Annotated in this window: 14 protein-coding genes; 8 read left to right on the forward strand and 6 right to left on the reverse strand. The window is 75.1% G+C overall.

Features of this window, described 5'->3' with window-relative positions; genetic code table 11:
* Nucleotides 1–476: 476 nt before the first annotated feature.
* Nucleotides 477–1,139 (reverse strand): DsbA family protein, encoded by a 663-nt coding sequence (locus tag LO771_RS28950; protein ID WP_230747946.1) that lies wholly within the window; start codon nucleotides 1,137–1,139, stop codon nucleotides 477–479.
* Between the two features lie 276 nt (nucleotides 1,140–1,415).
* Here LO771_RS28950 and LO771_RS28955 point away from each other — a divergent pair, with 276 nt between their 5' ends.
* The 6 genes from LO771_RS28955 to LO771_RS28980 all read left to right on the forward strand — a co-directional run bounded on the left by LO771_RS28955 (nucleotide 1,416) and on the right by LO771_RS28980 (nucleotide 7,807).
* A complete protein-coding gene (locus LO771_RS28955) occupies nucleotides 1,416–2,060 on the forward strand; it encodes a DsbA family oxidoreductase (protein ID WP_230747948.1) in 645 nt (214 codons plus the stop codon).
* Nucleotides 2,061–2,620: 560 nt separating this feature from the next.
* Nucleotides 2,621–3,064, forward strand: coding sequence for a VOC family protein (locus LO771_RS28960; RefSeq protein ID WP_230747984.1), 444 nt, complete (start codon nucleotides 2,621–2,623; stop codon nucleotides 3,062–3,064).
* A gap of 471 nt (nucleotides 3,065–3,535) precedes the next feature.
* Nucleotides 3,536–4,597 carry an alpha/beta fold hydrolase gene (locus LO771_RS28965; protein WP_230747950.1) on the forward strand — a complete coding sequence of 354 codons (1,062 nt, stop codon included), beginning with the start codon at nucleotides 3,536–3,538 and terminating at the stop codon, nucleotides 4,595–4,597.
* A 631-nt stretch (nucleotides 4,598–5,228) separates the two neighbouring features.
* Complete coding sequence (locus LO771_RS28970; RefSeq protein WP_255745013.1) at nucleotides 5,229–5,936, forward strand: SDR family oxidoreductase; 708 nt, start codon at nucleotides 5,229–5,231, stop codon at nucleotides 5,934–5,936.
* Nucleotides 5,937–6,310: 374 nt separating this feature from the next.
* Nucleotides 6,311–7,075, forward strand: coding sequence for an SDR family NAD(P)-dependent oxidoreductase (locus LO771_RS28975; protein WP_230747952.1), 765 nt, complete (start codon nucleotides 6,311–6,313; stop codon nucleotides 7,073–7,075).
* Nucleotides 7,076–7,231: 156 nt separating this feature from the next.
* On the forward strand, nucleotides 7,232–7,807 hold the full coding sequence (locus tag LO771_RS28980) for an ABATE domain-containing protein (RefSeq protein ID WP_230747986.1): 576 nt from the start codon (nucleotides 7,232–7,234) through the stop codon (nucleotides 7,805–7,807).
* Nucleotides 7,808–7,986: 179 nt separating this feature from the next.
* Here LO771_RS28980 and LO771_RS28985 read toward each other — a convergent pair whose 3' ends face one another.
* The gene (locus LO771_RS28985) at nucleotides 7,987–8,595 is read right to left on the reverse strand and encodes a TetR/AcrR family transcriptional regulator (RefSeq protein ID WP_230747954.1); all 609 of its coding nucleotides are present in this window, start codon (nucleotides 8,593–8,595) and stop codon (nucleotides 7,987–7,989) included.
* A 478-nt stretch (nucleotides 8,596–9,073) separates the two neighbouring features.
* Between LO771_RS28985 and LO771_RS28990 the strand changes: the two genes are divergently transcribed.
* Entirely contained in the window at nucleotides 9,074–10,258 is a 1,185-nt protein-coding gene (locus tag LO771_RS28990) for a YbfB/YjiJ family MFS transporter (RefSeq protein ID WP_230747987.1), read from the forward strand.
* Between the two features lie 311 nt (nucleotides 10,259–10,569).
* On the opposite strand, the gene LO771_RS28995 is transcribed toward LO771_RS28990, so the two are convergent.
* A complete protein-coding gene (locus LO771_RS28995; protein ID WP_230747956.1) occupies nucleotides 10,570–12,765 on the reverse strand; it encodes a SpoIIE family protein phosphatase in 2,196 nt (731 codons plus the stop codon).
* A 451-nt stretch (nucleotides 12,766–13,216) separates the two neighbouring features.
* Between LO771_RS28995 and LO771_RS29000 the strand changes: the two genes are divergently transcribed.
* A complete protein-coding gene (locus LO771_RS29000; RefSeq protein ID WP_230747957.1) occupies nucleotides 13,217–13,912 on the forward strand; it encodes a type 1 glutamine amidotransferase domain-containing protein in 696 nt (231 codons plus the stop codon).
* A gap of 25 nt (nucleotides 13,913–13,937) precedes the next feature.
* On the opposite strand, the gene LO771_RS29005 is transcribed toward LO771_RS29000, so the two are convergent.
* The 3 genes from LO771_RS29005 to LO771_RS29015 all read right to left on the reverse strand — a co-directional run bounded on the left by LO771_RS29005 (nucleotide 13,938) and on the right by LO771_RS29015 (nucleotide 16,789).
* Nucleotides 13,938–14,351, reverse strand: coding sequence for a VOC family protein (locus tag LO771_RS29005; RefSeq protein WP_230747958.1), 414 nt, complete (start codon nucleotides 14,349–14,351; stop codon nucleotides 13,938–13,940).
* Between the two features lie 399 nt (nucleotides 14,352–14,750).
* A complete protein-coding gene (locus LO771_RS29010) occupies nucleotides 14,751–15,674 on the reverse strand; it encodes a LysR family transcriptional regulator (protein ID WP_255745014.1) in 924 nt (307 codons plus the stop codon).
* Nucleotides 15,675–15,751: 77 nt separating this feature from the next.
* Nucleotides 15,752–16,789, reverse strand: a complete 1,038-nt coding sequence (locus tag LO771_RS29015; RefSeq protein WP_308189030.1) for a nitronate monooxygenase — start codon at nucleotides 16,787–16,789, stop codon at nucleotides 15,752–15,754.
* Nucleotides 16,790–16,836 lie beyond the last annotated feature (47 nt).

A 16,836-nucleotide genomic window follows, 5' to 3' on the forward strand; every position in this document is an offset into this window, starting at 1 on the left:
GCCGGCGGGCCCCCGGCCGGGGGCCACCGGCCCGGGCGGGGGGGGGGGGGCCGGGGCCCCCCGGGCGGCGGCGGCGGCCCCCCCCGGCGGGCGGGCCGCGGCCGACGTTTTCGTGGGGCCGTCCGTGTCCAGCGGGCTCCACGCCCATGGGCGGGCGCCGGATGGACCTCGTCGCCGCCTGAACCGCCTTGAAGGCGAGACATGTTGACGCCACGTCGGTGGAGCGCGGGGGCGATGGGACGCGCCCCAGCGGCACCTGCGGCGCCCCCGTGTCCACGCCGCCCCCGCCCGCCGGGGCGCCGCCTGCGGCCGGCGCCGCGCCGCCCGCCTGATGCGGCCCGCCCGCCCGGCGGGCGGGCATCACGGGCGCAGGCACCGCACCACCGTCCGGGATCCGCGCGCCACCTCCCGTGCGGACCCGCACGCGCGGGCCTGCCGCCGAGGGCTCGCGCCTCGGCGGCAGGCCCGGTGCGCGGCTACGGCAGGTTGCCGAAGTCGGGGCCTACCGTGCGGGTGCGCTTCAGCTCGTAGAAGCCGGGGGTCGAGGCGATGGCGACGACGCTGTCCCACAGCCGCACCGCGTCCTCGCCCTTGGGCGTGGGGGTGACGACGGGGCCGAAGAAGGCGATCTGCTCGCCGTCCGGGCCCGGGAGGGCGATGACCGGGGTGCCGACGTCCTGGCCGACCTTGTCGATGCCCTCCTGGTGGGAGGCGCGCAGCTGGGCCTCGAACTCGAACTGCTCCTGGTCGGCGTACTCGATCAGCTCCGCGGGCAGGCCCGCCTCCTCCAGCGCGGCGGCGATGACCTCGCGGGTCGGGCCCTCGTCCCGGTTGTGGATGCGGGTGCCGAGTGCGGTGTAGAGGCCGCCGAGGACGTCGGCGCCGTGCTTCTGCCAGGCGGCGGTCGCCACCTGGACCGGGGCCCAGGCCCTGCCCATGAGCTCCTGGTACCTCTCGGGCAGCTGGTCCAGGCGTGACTCGTTGAGAACCGCCAGGCTCATGATGTGCCAGCGGACCTCGATGTCCCGCACTTTCTGTACTTCCAGCACCCATCGGGATGCCATCCAGGCCCATGGGCACACCGGGTCGAACCAGAAGTCGACGGGTGTGGTGGCGGCCGGATCCGTGGTCTGCGACATGGAGTTCCTCGTCAATCGGGCTGCGGTGCCGTCCTCTACCGATCATCCCCCGCAGCCGGCCGTTCCTCGCGGCCCGGCGCGTCGCCGGTGCAGGCGGTGCGGCACCTGGCGGGTGGACGCCCGGACGCTCGGCATCTAATGTTGTCGACCGGTCGTCTATTGAGCGGTCGACTCACTGTACCCGGTCCGGTCCGTCCGCGCGGATGGCGGGCCGGATGCCCCGTCGCCGTGCTGCGGGCCTCGCCCCGCACGGCTCTCACGCAGGGAGAAACCGATATGCAGGTCGAGATCTGGACCGACATCGCCTGTCCGTGGTGCTACGTCGGAAGAGCCCGCTTCGGCCGGGGGCTCGCCGCCTTCGCGCACCGCGACCAGGTGGAGGTGGTCCACCGGTCCTACGAACTCAACCCGCAGGCCGAGAACGGCAATGTGCCGATCATCGACGCGGTCGCGGCCCAGTACGGGCGCACCCGCGAGCAGCAGGTCGCCAGGGAGGAGCAGGCCGCCTCCATGGCGGCGTCGGTGGGGCTGGACTTCCGCGTCGGAGGGCGCGTTCTCGGCAACACCTTCGACGTCCACCGCCTGATCCACTTCGCCGGGACCCGCGGCGTCCAGGACCGGCTGCTGGACCTCGCCTTCCGGGCGAACTTCGCGGAGGAGCGCTCGATCCACGACCGGCAGGCCCTGCTGGACGTGGCCGTCGAGGCCGGGCTGGACGCGGACGAGGCGCGGCAGGTGATCGACGACCCGGAAGCCTGGGCCGCACAGGTGCGGGCCGACGAGCGCCGCGCCGCGGAACTGGGCGCGGGCGGCGTCCCCTTCTTCGTGCTGAACCGGCGCTACGGGGTCAGCGGCGTCCAGCCGGTGGAGACGTTCACCCGGGCGCTCGAGCAGGCCTGGAGCGAGTGGGCGGCGGCCTGACGCCGCCGGCCGGCATGCCCGTGCGGCGCGGTGCACGGGCATGCCGTCGCTGCGGCTCGACGCGGACGGGTTCCGTGTGCCCGACCGCCGCAGTTCCACCACAACACCCCGCCCGGCCCTGCCCCGCCCGGCCCTGCCCCGCCCGGCCCCACCCCGCCCCGGCCGGCCGGGCCCGCGCCCGCCGGCGGGGGTGCCGGCCGGCGGGCGCCCCGCCGGGATCCGACGATGCACGCGACGGTCGCGGCCGTCGACCGGCGCTTCCCCCGGTGCGGCCCCGCGCCCTCCGGAGTCGTGCTCACGGCGGCGTCGAAGCGGTGGCCGGCGCGCGGCGCGGCCGCGTGCGGACCGTCGAACCGCGTACGCGCCTCGTGGGGACGTCCGCGGCATCGACGTGCCCGCGGCCGTACGGCAGTGAGCCGTCTGCCAAAGCCGTCCGGCAGTGAGCCGGTGTCATCACCGCCTTGACAGGTGACGAATGGGGCTGCCAGCATTTCGTCACCACTTCAACAGGTGACATACTTGATGGTGCGGAGCCTCCGTCCGTGAAAGCGAGAGTGCAGATGGACCTGAAACTCGAAGTCGTGGTCCTGCCCGTCTCCGACGTCGACCGCGCGAAGGCCTTCTACGAGGCCCTGGGATTCCGCCTGGACGTGGACCACGTCGCCGACGACACCTACCGGGTCGTGCACCTGACGCCCCCCGGATCCTCGTGCTCCGTCCTCTTCGGCACCGGGGTCACCACGGCCGCACCGGGCTCCGTGCAGGGCCTGCACCTCGTCGTCCCCGACATCGAGGCAGCCCGCGCCGACCTCGTCGCCCGAGGCGTCGGCGTGGGCGAGATCTTCCACGACGCCGGCGGCGTCTTCCACCGCGGCACCCGGGAAGGCCGGGTGAGCGGCCCCCATCCCGAGCGCGCCAGCTATGGCTCCTTCGCCGCCTTCGGCGACCCCGACGGCAACGGATGGGTCCTCCAGGAGGTCACCACGCGCCTCCCCGGCCGCTGATGACGAGCGGTCCGAAGGGGCGGCCGAGGGGGCGCGGGCCCGGTGGGGCCGCCCCCGGGGAGCGGTTCGCCGGCGGCGCCCTGTGGGGCGCGAGCCGCGACCCCGGCCGCGCGGCCGTGCCGCAGGCCGCTCCCGCCCCCGAAGCCGCCTCCGTCCACCCGGCCGTGCGCGAGGCGCGACGGGGTCCGGGCGGGGGTCCGCACGGGAGGCGGGACGCTTCGGCCCCACCCGCCGCCCGTCGCTCCAAGGGCTCCGTGGGGCGAAGGCATCCGCTCCGGTCGGCGGCGGACGAGCGCACACGCGCTCCGAGGTGCCGCTCCGCCGAACGCGGGCGATAATAGTCACCTGTTTGACTGGTGACGCATGAGGGGGGCGGTCGTCCGCACCCGCACCCGCGCCGCGACGGCCGCAGCAGTCCCGTGGCGCACTCTCCTACGACATCCACCCCGGCCTTCACCACGGAGGTTTCTCATGATCAACAGGCGTACGTTCAACAAGGCCGCCGGCCTGGGCGCGGCCGCGCTCGCGCTCACCGGCATCGAGGGGATCCCGGGCGCCTCCGCCGCCCCGCGCCCGGCCGGCCGCACCCCCGCGCCGACCGTTCCCGCGGTGACCCCCGGCACGCACACGTCCTTCGCCAGGCTGAAGCACGTCAAGGCGGGCCTGCTGGACGTCGGGTACGCGGAGGCGGGGCCCGCCCACGGCCCCGTCGTCCTCTGCCTGCACGGCTGGCCCTACGACATCCACAGCTACGTCGACGTCGCCCCCCTCCTCGCCGCCCAGGGCTACCGCGTCATCGTTCCCTACCTGCGCGGTCACGGAACGACGCGCTTCCTCTCCCCCCGGACGTTCCGCAACGCCCAGCAGTCGGCGGTGGCCCTCGACATCATCGCCCTGATGGACGCCCTCAGGATCGAAAAGGCCCTTCTCGCCGGGTTCGACTGGGGTTCGCGCACCGCCGACATCATCGCGGCCCTGTGGCCCGAGCGCGTCAAGGCGCTGGTGTCGGTGGGCGGTTACATCATCACCAACGTCGAGGCGCAGAGGAAGCCGCAGCCTCCCGCGGCGGAGCACACCTGGTGGTACCAGTGGTACTTCGCCACCGAGCGGGGCCGCCTCGCCATGCAGGACAGGAAGGACCGGCACGACCTGTGCCGCTTCGTCTGGAGCACCGTGTCGCCGACGTGGCACTTCGACGACGCCACGTTCGAGCGCACGGCCGCCGCCTTCGACAACCCCGACTACGCGGCCATCGTGATCCACAACTACCGCTGGCGGATCGGCGCCGCCGACGGCGAGCGCCGCTACGACCGCTACGAGAGCCGCCTCGCCGCCCGCCCCGTCATCGAGGTGCCCACCATCACCCTCGACGCCGAGCGCGACCCGTTCACCCCTCCCGGCAACGGGGCCGCCTACCGCGACCGCTTCACCGGCAGGTACGAGCACCGGACGCTGTCCGGCATCGGCCACAACCTGCCGCAGGAGGCGCCCACCGCCTTCGCCCAGGCCGTCGTCGACGTCGACCGCTTCTGAGGCGCCCCGGACGGACCGCGGGGCGTCCGCCGCCGAAGCCGTGAACCCGGGGCGGGGCACGGCGGGGCCTGAGGGGGATGCGCCGGGTCCTCGGACGGGCGAGGGCCCGCCCGCCGGCGGGGTGGGAGTGTGCAGCGCCGGCCGCCCCCGCAGGTGGCGGCGGGCACCGTGACCCGCTCGACGGGTGCGTGCGGCAGGTCGCGCGCGACAGTGCGGACGACAGGCGAGGCCCCCGGGCCGGCGACGTGGGACGTGGGACGTCTCGGCCGCCGGCCCGGGGGCCTCGCCTGTCGCGGCCTGCGAGGGCCTCCCGACCGGTGGCCGTCCCGAAGGCGCCTGCGGGTGTCGGCCCGGAGCGGGGCGAGGAAGTCCTTTGGCGCGCGCACGTCGGGGGCGGGGGGCGCGGCGGACGCTGCTCCGTCCCGAAGTGCCGCCACGCCTGCCGTCGGTCCGGTGGTGCGGCATGGGGGTGATCCGGTGCCCGCCCGGGCCGCCGCCGGGGGAGGGCGCGCAGGCTCCCGGAGGAGAGTGGGGGCCGGGCCGCGGGATGAAGTAGTAGACCGGTTGACTAGTAGCCGATCGGCTAGTAGCTTCTTCTCTCAGAGCCTGTCCCCTCGCTACGGAGATCACCATGAACTCTCAGAAGGTCGCAGTCGTCACCGGCGCCTCGCAGGGCCTGGGTGCCGCCATCGTCGACGCCTACCGCAAGGCCGGCCACGCGGTCGTCGCCACCTCGCGCAGCATCGCCCCCTCCGACGACGCCGGCATCCTCACCGTCCAGGGCGACATCGCCGACCCCGCCACCGCCGAGCGTGTCATCGCCGCCGCCCTGGAGCGGTTCGGCCGCGTCGACACCCTGGTCAACAACGCCGGGATCTTCGTCGCCAAGCCCTTCGTCGAGTACACCCTCGACGACTACGCGGCCGTCGTCGGCGTGAACCTCAACGGATTCTTCCGCATCACCCAGCTGGCCATCGGGCAGATGCTCGCCCAGGGTGGCGGGCACGTCGTCAACATCACCACCAGCCTCGTCGACAACGCCGACGCCCGGGTCCCGTCCGTGATGGCCTCGTTGACCAAGGGCGGCCTGCAGTCCGCCACCAAGTCCCTCGCCATCGAGTACGCCACCCGCGGCATCCGCGTCAACGCCGTCTCGCCGGGCACCATCAAGACGCCCATGCACCCGGAGGACACCCACGAGGCCCTCGCCGGCCTGCACCCGGTCGATCGGCTGGGCGAGCCGAGCGACGTCGCGGACGCGGTGATCTACCTCGAGAACGCCCCGTTCGTCACCGGCGAGATCCTCCACGTCGACGGGGGCATGAGCGCGGGCCACTGAAAGGCGCGACCGCCGCCGCGGCCACGGGCGGCCGGTCCTCGTTGCGCCGTGCGTCGGCGCGCGGCGGACCGTCCCGCCGGCCGGCCCCCTCCCGCCCGTTGCCGGCCGGCTCCCGTCTCCTTCCCGCCGCACTTGCAACCGGAACCGGTTCCGGTTAACGTCCCACCGGAAGCGGAACCGGTTCCGTTTGAAGCGCGTCGCGCCCGCGGCTGCTCCGCGTGCGACTGCGCGCCCCCCTTCCGCCAGTGGCCCTCCGGCGGCGCCGAAGCCCTGGCCGAAGCCCTGGACGCAAGCTCCCCGGCGCGCTCCCCGCCCCCCGCTTCCGCACCCAGCGGCCCGTCGAGGCCGCGTCCACCCCGTGGAGAGGAAGACCCATGACCGCACGTCTGAAGAACACCGTGGCGCTCGTGACCGGCGCGAGCAGCGGCATCGGGGAGGCGACCGCGCGCAGCCTCGCCGCCGAGGGCGCCGTCGTCGCCGTTCTCGGCCGGCGGCACGGGCGGCTGGAAGCGCTCGCGGACCGGGTCCGGGCCGACGGCGGGACGGCCTTCGTGGTGGCGGCCGACATCACCGACCGGCAGCAGGCCGCGGCCGCGGTGGAGAGCGTGGCGGCCGAGTTCGGCCGCCTGGACACCGTCGTCAACAACGCCGGCGTCATGGGGGTCGGACAGGCCGTGGACTCACCGCTGGAGGAGTGGGACCGGATGCTCGAGGTCAACGTCCGGGGCCTGCTGCACGTCACCCATGCCGCACTGCCGCACCTCCTGCGCGCCGCGCAGGACTCGCCGCGGGGCGTGGCGGACCTGGTCAACATCAGCTCCACCGGGGGCCGGGTCGCCCGTCCCGGCACAGCCGTCTACAACCTGACGAAGTTCGGCGTCAACGGCTTCACCGAGGCGCTGCGGCAGGAGGTCGGCCACCGGCGCGTGCGGGTGAGCGTGGTCGAGCCCGGCACCGTGGACACCGAGCTGAGCACGCACCTGCGCGACGGCGTGCGCCAGGCCGTCGAGCGGCAGATCGGGAACGTGGAACTGCTGAGGCCCGAGGACGTCGCCGACGCCGTCTCCTACATCGTGACCCGGGACCGCCGGGTCGCCGTCAACGAAATCCTCGTGCGCGCCGCCGAGCAGACCTGGTAGCGGGACCTGGCGGCCCCCCGCACCCGCGGCCCCGGCCGGTCAACCTGCGCGAGGACGCGGCCGCCTCGGCGCGTTCGGCGCTCCGCGCTCGGTGGGGCCCGGACGGCTGTGACGCCGATTGCCGCGTTGTTCGTCACCTGCCAAAATGGTGACATGATGCACTCCTTCAAGTGCGGTGCCCCGGTGCTGGACTTCCTGGGCACCCTGCGCGCGCGGCGCAACACGGTGCCCACCGAGATGCTCGTCTCCCCGGAGAGCCTCGAGGCCTGGTTCCGTGAGTCGGGCCTCGTCGACGGGGACACGCCGTGCGGACCGTCCGACCTGGAGCAGGCGACTGCTCTTCGTGAGGCGGTCTACCTGCTCGTCGCGGCCACGCTGGCGGGTGACGACTACGACGCCGACGCCCTGGCGCTGGTCAACGACACGGCGCGGACGCCGTCCGCGGTTCCGCAGCTCGCCCGGCGGGGGCGCCGCCGGACCGAGGCGACGCCGCAGCAGGCGTTGTCGTCGATCGCCCGGCAGGCCGTGCAGCTGCTCGGCGGGCCGGACGCGGCGCTGCTGAAGGAGTGCAGCAGGGACGAGTGCACGCAGGTCTATCTCGACCGGTCGCACGGGGGCCGCCGGGAGTGGTGCGCCATGGACCCGTGCGGCAACAGGATCAAGGCGGCCGCCTACCGTGCGCGCAAGCGGACCGAAGCGCGGGCGGCGTCCCCGGTGCGGTCGAGCCGGTAGGGCGGCCGCGCGGACCCTCGGGGCACGCGCGACGCGCCACCGGTCCGGCCGTGGAGCGCGTCGCCGGGGTCGCCGCCCCCGCGCGGGCGTGCCTGCGGCGCCGCCCCGCCCGCGTGGCGGCCGTCCCGGCCCGCGGGGCGGCGCGCCCGGACGGCGGCGGGCCGCATCGGCGGCTGGCCTCAGACCTGGGCCGGCATCCGCGCGCCCAGCAGGGCCAGGCAGTTGTCCCACAGGCTGCCGAGCGGTGAGGTGCTGTTGTAGAGCTTGGCGAACAGCACCTGGCCCTCGAGCTGGGCGACGACCGACTGGGCGGCTGCGTGCGTGTCCGCCACGGTCGCCTCGCCGCGCGCCTTGGCCTCGGCGATGACCCCGCCGACCATCTCCGCCTGCGCTTCGAAGATCTTCTGGAGCCGTTCGCGCACGGCCTCGGTCTGGTTGCTCATCTCCAGGGAGAGATTGCCGAACAGGCAGCCCGAGATCACCCCGCAGCTCTCCTGGCCGGCCTGCTGACTGGCCTGCGTGGCCTCGAACAGCTGTCGCAGTCGCTCGAGCGGCTCGGCGTCGCCGCCCAGGATGCCGCTCCACTCGCGCTGCTCCGCGGCCCAGTGCTCCTCGATCACCGCGAGGGCGAGGGCTTCCTTCGACTCGAAGAAGTAGTAGAAGCTGCCCTTCGGCACGCCCGCCGCCTTGCAGATCTCGGCCACGCCCAGGCCCGAGTAGCCGCGCTGCTCGATCAGTGCGTGCGCAGCGGTGAGGATCTTTTCCTTCGCGTCACTTGTCCGGCCCATGCCTGCAGTATACGACCGATCGACTATACCGTACAGGGGGCGGGCCCCCGTTCGTCCCCCGGCGACCCTGCCCGGTAGGAGGCCGAGCCTCCCAGCAGCAAGAAAGCCGGTCGTGGAAAGCCCCGGGGGCGCGGGCGCACGCTGTGGACATGGTGATCAGGCGCACCGCCGTCCCCGGGACCGCCGTCCCCGGGACCGCCGACGGGGGCGCGGCCCCCCGGTACCGGGCCGCCGTGCCCACCGCTGCAGGCGCACCGCGCCGCCCCGCGGCCCTGCCGCACCGGACGGCCCCCGCGACGCCCCGGGGCCGCGCCGGGCCGCCGGCCGCACCCCCTGCCCCGTCACCGACGTCCCGAGCACCGCTGAGGAAGATCGCATGACCGCACCACCGTCGCAGGCCCACCCGCACGCCGCGGGCGGGCTGCCGCGCTCGCCGTGGGTCCACGTCGCCCAGGCGGCCTCCGCGCTGGCGGCCGGCATGGGCGTGGGCCGCTTCGTCTACACCCCGATCCTGCCGCTGATGCACGCCCAGGCCGGCCTGTCGGCAGGGGCGGGGGCGAACCTGGCGACCGCCAACTACGCGGGGTACCTGGTCGGGGCCCTGGCCGGGACGCTGCTCCCGGCCCTGGTGCGGTCCACGGCCGTGCTGCGCGGCTCCATGCTGGCGCTCGTCGCCTCTCTCGCGGCGATGCCCCTGACGCACGCCACCGCCGTGTGGGTGCTCCTGCGGCTGGGCGCGGGAGTGTTCAGCGCGCTGATCTTCGTGATCGCCGTCAGTTCGCTGCTCAGCCACCTGCGCGACCACCCGGCCCACCTGCCCGGCTGGGCGTTCGGCGGTGTCGGTGCCGGCATCGCCCTGTCGGGCGTGCTCGTCCTGGTCCTGCGGACGGCCGGTGACTGGGAGACGGCCTGGTGGGCCTCCGCGGGCCTGGGCGTCGCGCTCACCGCCGCCGCCTGGGGTCTGCGGCCCGAGCCGGCCGCACAGCCGGCCGCGTCCGCGCCCGAGGCGCAGCAGCAGGCGGCCGCTCCGCGCACCCGCCGCTGGTTCGGCGCCCTGTTCGCCTCCTACACGCTGGAGGGCGTCGGCTACATCGTCGTCGGCACCTTCCTGGTCGCGGCCATCGAACAGACCTCACCCGGCTGGATCGGCAGCGGCGCGTGGGTGCTGGTGGGCCTGGCGGCCGTCCCCTCCTCCGCGCTCTGGGCGGCGCTGGGGCGCCGCTGGTCCCGTCCGGACCTGCTGCTGGCCGCGCTGGCCGTGCAGGCCGTGGGCATCGCCCTGCCCGCGCTGGTCGGCGGGGTCGCCGCCGCACTGATCTCCGCGGCCCTCTTCGGCGCCACCTTCATCGGCGTCAGCACGCTGGCCCTCGGAACGGGCGCGCACCTGCGGTTCCCCCGCGCCGTGGCGCTCCTGACCGCCGGATACTCGGTCGGCCAGATCCTGGGCCCCCTGGTCGTCGCCCCCCTGCTGCACCACGGCTACCACCAGGCCCTCGTCCTGGCCGCCGCCGTCGTCCTGGCCGCAGCCCTCGCCGCCTTCGTCCTCCGCATCGGGTTCCCCCACCACCTGCCCGTCCCGGGGCACCGGGGGACGCACCGGGAACCCGTCCCCGGACACCGTCCCGGCCCGCTGGGCACCGGCGAGGCCCGGGCGGCCGAGTGACCTGTGGTCCCCCCGGTGTCCCGCCCTGTGTGCACCCGGGGGAGGGGCGGGGCACCGCGCCGTGCCGGCCACGAGCGCTGCGGGCGTCCCACGCCGACACCTCGCCGGGAGAAGCCGTCGGGCGGCCCCGGCCCGGGACGGGCCACCTCTCCCGCGCCCCATCCGTCCTTCCGGTGCCGCCATGCCGCCATGCCGCCATGCCGGCCCCTCCGGCCCCTCCGGTGGCTGTCCGGTGCCGCCGCCGACCGCGGCGATGGCGGCACCGGCAGGCGGGGGGCGTACGTGCTGTCCGGTGCGCCCTCCCGCCCGGGTCAGGCCTGGGTGATGGGCACGGTCAGCGACACCGTCTTGCCCAGGCCGTTGGGGGAGCTGTTCCACATCCCGGCCAGAGCCTCGACGATGAGCAGGCCACGGCCGTGCTCCGCCTCCGCGTTCTCCTCCTCCGCCAGTGACAGGGGTGAGGGAACCGGCGGGTTGGTGTCCGAGTCGCGCACCTCGAGCCGGATGTGGTCCGCGAACGCCCGGAGGCGCACGTCCACGTCGCTGCCGGCGTGGACGAGCGCATTGGTCACGGTCTCCGAGACGACCAGCTCCAGCGCGTCCGACATGTCCTCCAGCCCCCATGAGCTCAGGCGGTCGTGCACGAAGGTGCGTGCCGTCCTGACCCCGCGCAGGTCGTGGCGACAGAGGTGCAGGCTTCCCGCCCGGGGCTCGTCCTTGTCCCCCGCCCCTTCGTACAGGGCCAGGAGCAGGACGGCGTCGTCCCGCTGCCACGGGGCGGAGACCTCCGAGACGACCTGGTCCGCCAGCCGCTCGAGGTCGGGGGCGCGTCCCTGGTTCCCCGGGCCGAGCAGTGCCCGGCCGCAGGCGTCGGCGTCGGCCGTGTCCCCGTCGGCGAGGCCGTTGGTGTACAGCATCAGGAGGGCACCGGGCTCCAGGAGGTGCTCACGTCCCCGGTAGACGTCCGCCGGGCACACGCCCAGGGGAAGGTTGGCCGGGGCGTCCAGGACGCCGACCCTCCCGTCGGGCCCGCGCACCAGGGGCGGAGGGTGGCCGGCCAGGGCGACCTCCGCAGTGCCGTCCACGGTGTCCAGCGAGACGACGCAGCAGGTCACCGTCAGATCCGTGCGCAGCCTCGCGAGGAGCCTGCCGGTCCGCTCGATCACCGCGGCGGGACGGTGCCCCTCGGTGGCGTAGGAAGCCGTCGCCGTGCGGACCTGCCCCATCACGGCTGCGCTCTCCATGGAGTGGCCTTCGACGTCACCGACGACCAGCACCGCGTGGTCGTCCGCCAGCCTGATCACGTCGTACCAGTCGCCCCCGACCCCGGAGGTGACCGTGGCCGGCCGGTAGCGGGCCGTGGTGGCCAGGCGCGGCAGGTCGGGGAGCGCGGGCGGCAGCAGGCTCCTCTGGAGGTACTCGGCGGCGGCACGCTGCCGCGCGCCCAGCTCGACGCGGTCCACCGCTGCCCCCAGCAGCCCCGCCATCATGCCGAGCAGGACCCTCTCCTCGGGCGGGAAGTCGCGAGGGCCGTCGAAGGCCAGGCAGCAGACGCCGACGACGTGCTGCCGGCCGACGGCGGGCAGCTCGATCAGCTGTCCGTCGCCCGTCAGCGGGAGGTACACCTCGGTGTGCGGCTGCCCGCCGGAGCGGCCGTCGTCGAGCGGTGAGGGGTCCCAAGGCACGAACAGAGGGCGCCCCCGGAACGCCTCGGTCGCCGGTGTGCGGTCGCTCATCCGGACGCCGTGGAGGCCGCGGACGATGTCCGAGGAGGCCCCGCAGTGGCCCAGCACCCACAGGCGGCCCTCGGTCGCGGAGGCGAGAACCAGGGCCCGGGCGCGCAGCGGGGCCATGACGCAGTACCGCCCCGCCGCGACGACGTCCTCCATGGCCTTCGCCCGGTTGAGCAGGTCGGCCAGGCGCCGCAGGGGGTACATCATGCTCGTCCCCGCGGAGCCCGGCACGCCCGGGACCCCCCAGCCGGGCGTGTACACGCTCGTGTCGAGATCGGCTTCCGGAGGTATCAGCATCGGCATCGGGCCCGCCGCCACCGTGACGCCGTCCTCGACGAGCCCGGCGAGCACCCGGGCCAGCTCGTCGCCGACCTCCCCGAGTCCGTCCCGCTCCGCGGCCGAGAAGGAGCCGCGGTCCTCCACGCGCAGCACGGTCAGGGCGCCGAACCGCCGGTTCCCGGTGGTCACCGGCGCCGACAGCGCCGTGTACGGGTAGGGCCGGACGTGCTCCTGGGCCGGGTCGGCGGGGTCCGGGTCGACGAGGACGGCCGTGGTGCCCGACGCGACGGCGCGTGCCGTGGCGCGGGGCGCGTCCAGCCCCATGCGTCCGGCGAAGGTGAACAGCGACGGCGGACTTCCGCTGGCCATGGCCAGCCGGAGTTCGCCGTGGCGCTCGTCGAGCAGGTAGACCGCCGCCGTGACGGCCCTCAGCCGGTGCATGGCCTCCCGGACGGCGCTGTGGAGCACCCCCGCGAGATCCGCACCGCTGATCACAGGGCCACCGCTGTGATGCCGGTCTGTCACGGGTCCGGTGCTGGTCACGAGACGACTCCCTCCTGCGCGGAGAGGTGGGTGTCGGGAGAGGGGGGCTTTCCGTGCGTGCCGTGTTCGGGCGACAAGCAATTATTCTTCCGCCGTCCGGCCCCGCGCCATCCCTGCACGTCGCGGTCGGCGTCACGCGCACCGGCCGTCCGGCCGTCCGGCGCGCACGACCGCCGTGCGGCGCTGCCGACCGTGCCGCATCCCTTCCCCGGGTCCGTCCGCCCCGGCCGCCGGCGCTGTCCGTCGCTGCGGACGCGCCCGGCGCGACGCGCGCACGTCCGCTGACGACGGCCGGCGTCAGGGGCGGGCCGTGACGTCCCGCCGGGCCGTCACGGGGAATCGCGGCTAGGCTGGGACGGTCGATCGCTCAAAGATTCGAACGGGGGCGAGGAGGCGGAGCGCGGTGGCGAAGGTGCTCTTCATCGTCAGCGGGGCGACCTACTGGGTACTCAAGGACGGCACCAGGTACGCGACCGGGTACTGGGCCGAGGAATTCGCTGTGCCGTACAGGAAGGTCACGGAGGCCGGTCACGAGGTCGTGGTGGGGACACCCGGCGGTGTGACACCGAACGTCGACATGATGAGCCTGCGCCCGTCGATGGCCGGCGGCGAGGAGGGGGCCCTGGAACTGGAGGCCGTCATCCGTTCCGCGGAGACCATGCGGCGGCCCCTGAAGCTGTCGGACATCCGCCTCGAGGACTACGACGCGGTGTACCTGCCCGGCGGCCACGGCCCGATGTCGGACCTGGCGTTCGACGCGGACGCCGGACGGCTGCTGACGGCGCAGCTCGCCTCGGGCAGGCCGCTGGCGATCGTGTGCCACGCCCCCGCCGCGATCCTGGCCACCAGGATCCACGGCGAGTCGCCGTTCAAGGGGTACAGGGTCACGTGTTTCACCGATGAGGAGGAAGAGGCCGTCGGGCTGGCCTCCAGGGCGCCGTGGCTGCTGGAGACCGAGCTGAAGGAGAAGGTCGGCATCGACTTCAGCCGGGGGCCGATGTGGGAGCCGTACATGGTGGAGGACCGCAACCTCGTCACCGGCCAGAACCCCCGTTCGGCAGGTGTGCTGGCAGACCGGCTTCTCGAGCTCCTCACCTGAGCACGGGCGGATCCGTGGCGCCTGCTCAGTCCCCCGGCTTGACGGCCCACAGCTCCCAGGCGATGCCGTCCGGATCGGCCACGGAGAGGAATTCCGCGTAGCCCGCGTCCCGCACGGGCGAACGGGGCACACCGAGACCGTCCAGGTGCCGGGCCCAGCCCTCCAGGGCGTCCCGGTCGGACACGGCGAGCGAGAAGTGGTCGAGCCCGGTGCGGGAGGCGTCGAACATGTCGCCGCTGCGCCGCAGGGGCTCGTGGACGGCCAGGACGAGCCCGCTGTCGGCGTGACGCATGATCTGCCGGGGATGCCCCGCGCCGACCGGTCCGGGCGTGGCCCCGCCGACGGGCTCGAATCCGAGTACGCGCCGGTACCAGTCGGTGCTGGCGGCCATGTCGCGAACCACGACGGCGATGTGGGCGATCCCACGGAAGGTCCTCATGTGCGCTGTCGTCCTCTCCTGTCCTGCCGTCGGCCGCCGGTCACCGGGCGGCCCGAACGGGTCCGGGGTGCGTTCGGCGGGTCGCGGCCGCACGGCGGCCGGCTGCGGGCCGCCCCCCGGAGCCCCGGAGGCGGGGCGCTGCCCGCGTCCCGTGGGCCCGGACTGCCCCCGTCGCCCGGGCCGGCTCCACGACCTGATTCCTCCCAGCCGGAAGGCTCCGCCTCCCACCGGCGCCGGGGCTCGTGCGCCGGAGAGGGCGTGCCGGTGACGGCGCCGACGGAGCCGCTGCCCGCCGGTCCGCCCCGGGTCCCCGGCGGTACCGGCCAGGACGCAGGACGCAGGACGCAGGACGCAGGCATCGAGCAGCGGGCCGCGGCTCCGGGGCGGCCGGGCGGACCCCTACCGCCGGTGCGGATCGCCGTCGGGAAGCCACGCGTCAGGGGCGTGCACGCCGAGGTCGCCGAGGCCGTCCGTCAGGGCGTCGACGGTGTTCAGGACGGCGGCCCGTGTCTCACCGCGCCGCCACACCAGGGACCAGGTCCAGTACACCTTCGGATCCACCACGGGACGCGCGACCAGATCGGGCGGCAGCGGGGCCGTCTGGGCCTTCGGCGAGTTGAGGACCGGCCGGCGCGACTGGCGCACGTGGTCGAAGAACGCGGGCCCGGTGATGCCGCCGTCGGAGATCCGCACCGTGCGGGCGCAGGTGTCGCGGGCCAGCTGCCCGGCGTAGGCGTTCCAGGACGGCCAGGCGGTGGCGTCGTCGTCCAGCAGCACGACGACGTCCCGGGCACGGACCTCGGCCGTGCCGGGGCCGGCCGAGACCGCGTACAGGCGGTCGGCGCCGATGAGCCGGGAGTCGAGCCCCCGCGCGTCCAGGTCCTCCCGGCGGACCCAGCACACCGCGAGGTCGAGGCTGCCGTCGGCGACCCGGGCGGCCTGGGTGTGCGAGGGCGCGACCCAGGCGTCGACGTCCACCCGCGCCACGGCCGAGGTCCGCGCGGTGAGGTCCGCGGGCAGCCAGCTCACATGGCCGAGCCGGACCGGCTCGGAGCCGGCGATCCTCGCCGCGAGGCGGCGGAGTTCGTCGGCGCCGTCCAGAAGGGCGCGGGCGTGGGGGAGGAGCGCGGCTCCGGCCGGGGTGAGGGTGACCGAGCGGCGGTCGCGGTCGAACAGGCGCACCCCGAGGTCGCGTTCCAGCGCCTTGATCTGCTGGGACAGGGACGGCCCGGCGATCAGGAGCCGCCCGGCGGCGCGGCCGAAGTTCAGCTCCTCGGCGACCGCGAGGAAGTACCGCAGCTGGCGCAGTTCCACGGTGGTCATGCTACGCGCGCCGGCAGGCCCGACCTGCTCCTGAGGGGCACTCAGGCCTCCGGGGGGAGTGCGGCGGCCGGGGCCGCTCACACCCGGGAGGCCAGCCGGTGGAGGATCCGCGCGGCGGGCTCCGCCGTCGCGTGGCGGTGGCCCGTCCCCGCCCACAGGTTGATCCGCCCGGGATCGCCGGCCGCTGCGGCGGCGCCGCGCACCGGGCGCGTCAGGTGGTGCAGGGCGGGGTAGCCGTCCGGGGCCAGGGCGCTGTACCGGTCGGTGAAGCCGTTGCGCAGCGCCCGCGCCGGGCGGCCGGTGAACGCCCGCGTCACCACGGTCCGGCGGCGCCGCGGGTCGGCGAGCGCGGCCCGGTACGGAGCCGACGTCCCGGCTTCGTCGGCGCGCAGCAGGACGGTGCCCACCATGACGGCGCCCGCCCCGGCCGCCAGCGCCCCGGTCACGGCGTCCGGTGTGGCGATGCCGCCTGCGGCGACCAGGGGCAGGGACACCTCCTGCCGGACCGCCCTCAGCAGGTCGGGCAGGGGGACGGCGGGCGGCGTGCGCCGCGGGGTCCACGTACCCGAGTGGCCGCCCGCGGCCGAGGCCTGCACGGCCAGGACGTCGACGCCCGCCTCCGCGGCGGCGCGTGCCTCCGCCGCCGAGGTGACCGTCTGGACCACGAGGGTTCCGGCCCTCCGGAACGCCGCGACGACGGACGGCCGGGGGAGGCCGAAGGTGAAGCCGACGGCGGGCACGGGGGAGGAGAGCAGAAGATCGAGCTTGTCCGCCCAGTGGTCGTCGTCCTCCACGACCCGGGTTTCCGCGGTGTCGAGGCCGTAGGCCCGGAACTCCGGCGCGATCGCGCGGGCGAAGGCACGGAAGGCGCCGGGATCCACCGGCACGCGGTTCGGCACGAACAGGTTCACCCCGAAGCCGGCGCCCGCCGAGCGGACGCAGGCGATCTGCTCGCCCAGGACCTCCGCCGTCCTGTACCCGCCGGCGAGGAACCCGAGGCCGCCGCGCCGGCCGCCGCGACGACCAGTCCGGGCGTGGTCGGACCGCCCGCCATCGGTGCCGCCAGAACCGGCGTCCCCACCCCGAGGTCGGTGAGCGGTGAAGCCATCAGGGATCTCCTTCCCGGGAGCACCGGCGCGGCCGCCGTGCCCCGTACGCTCGC

The organism is Streptacidiphilus sp. ASG 303 (assembly GCF_020991365.1).
Taxonomy (GTDB): domain Bacteria; phylum Actinomycetota; class Actinomycetes; order Streptomycetales; family Streptomycetaceae; genus Peterkaempfera.

Bases quoted from the DNA above. Each gene is read 5' to 3' on its own strand.
- LO771_RS29005 (WP_230747958.1), bottom strand. From the start codon at position 14,351: ATGAGGACCTTCCGTGGGATCGCCCACATCGCCGTCGTGGTTCGCGAC.
- LO771_RS28975 (WP_230747952.1), top strand. From the start codon at position 6,311: ATGACCGCACGTCTGAAGAACACCGTGGCGCTCGTGACCGGCGCGAGC.
- LO771_RS28965 (WP_230747950.1), top strand. From the start codon at position 3,536: ATGATCAACAGGCGTACGTTCAACAAGGCCGCCGGCCTGGGCGCGGCC.
- LO771_RS28950 (WP_230747946.1), bottom strand. From the start codon at position 1,139: ATGTCGCAGACCACGGATCCGGCCGCCACCACACCCGTCGACTTCTGG.
- LO771_RS28970 (WP_255745013.1), top strand. From the start codon at position 5,229: ATGAACTCTCAGAAGGTCGCAGTCGTCACCGGCGCCTCGCAGGGCCTG.
- LO771_RS28980 (WP_230747986.1), top strand. From the start codon at position 7,232: ATGCACTCCTTCAAGTGCGGTGCCCCGGTGCTGGACTTCCTGGGCACC.
- LO771_RS28990 (WP_230747987.1), top strand. From the start codon at position 9,074: ATGGGCGTGGGCCGCTTCGTCTACACCCCGATCCTGCCGCTGATGCAC.
- LO771_RS28960 (WP_230747984.1), top strand. From the start codon at position 2,621: ATGGACCTGAAACTCGAAGTCGTGGTCCTGCCCGTCTCCGACGTCGAC.
- LO771_RS29010 (WP_255745014.1), bottom strand. From the start codon at position 15,674: ATGACCACCGTGGAACTGCGCCAGCTGCGGTACTTCCTCGCGGTCGCC.
- LO771_RS28985 (WP_230747954.1), bottom strand. From the start codon at position 8,595: ATGGGCCGGACAAGTGACGCGAAGGAAAAGATCCTCACCGCTGCGCAC.
- LO771_RS28955 (WP_230747948.1), top strand. From the start codon at position 1,416: ATGCAGGTCGAGATCTGGACCGACATCGCCTGTCCGTGGTGCTACGTC.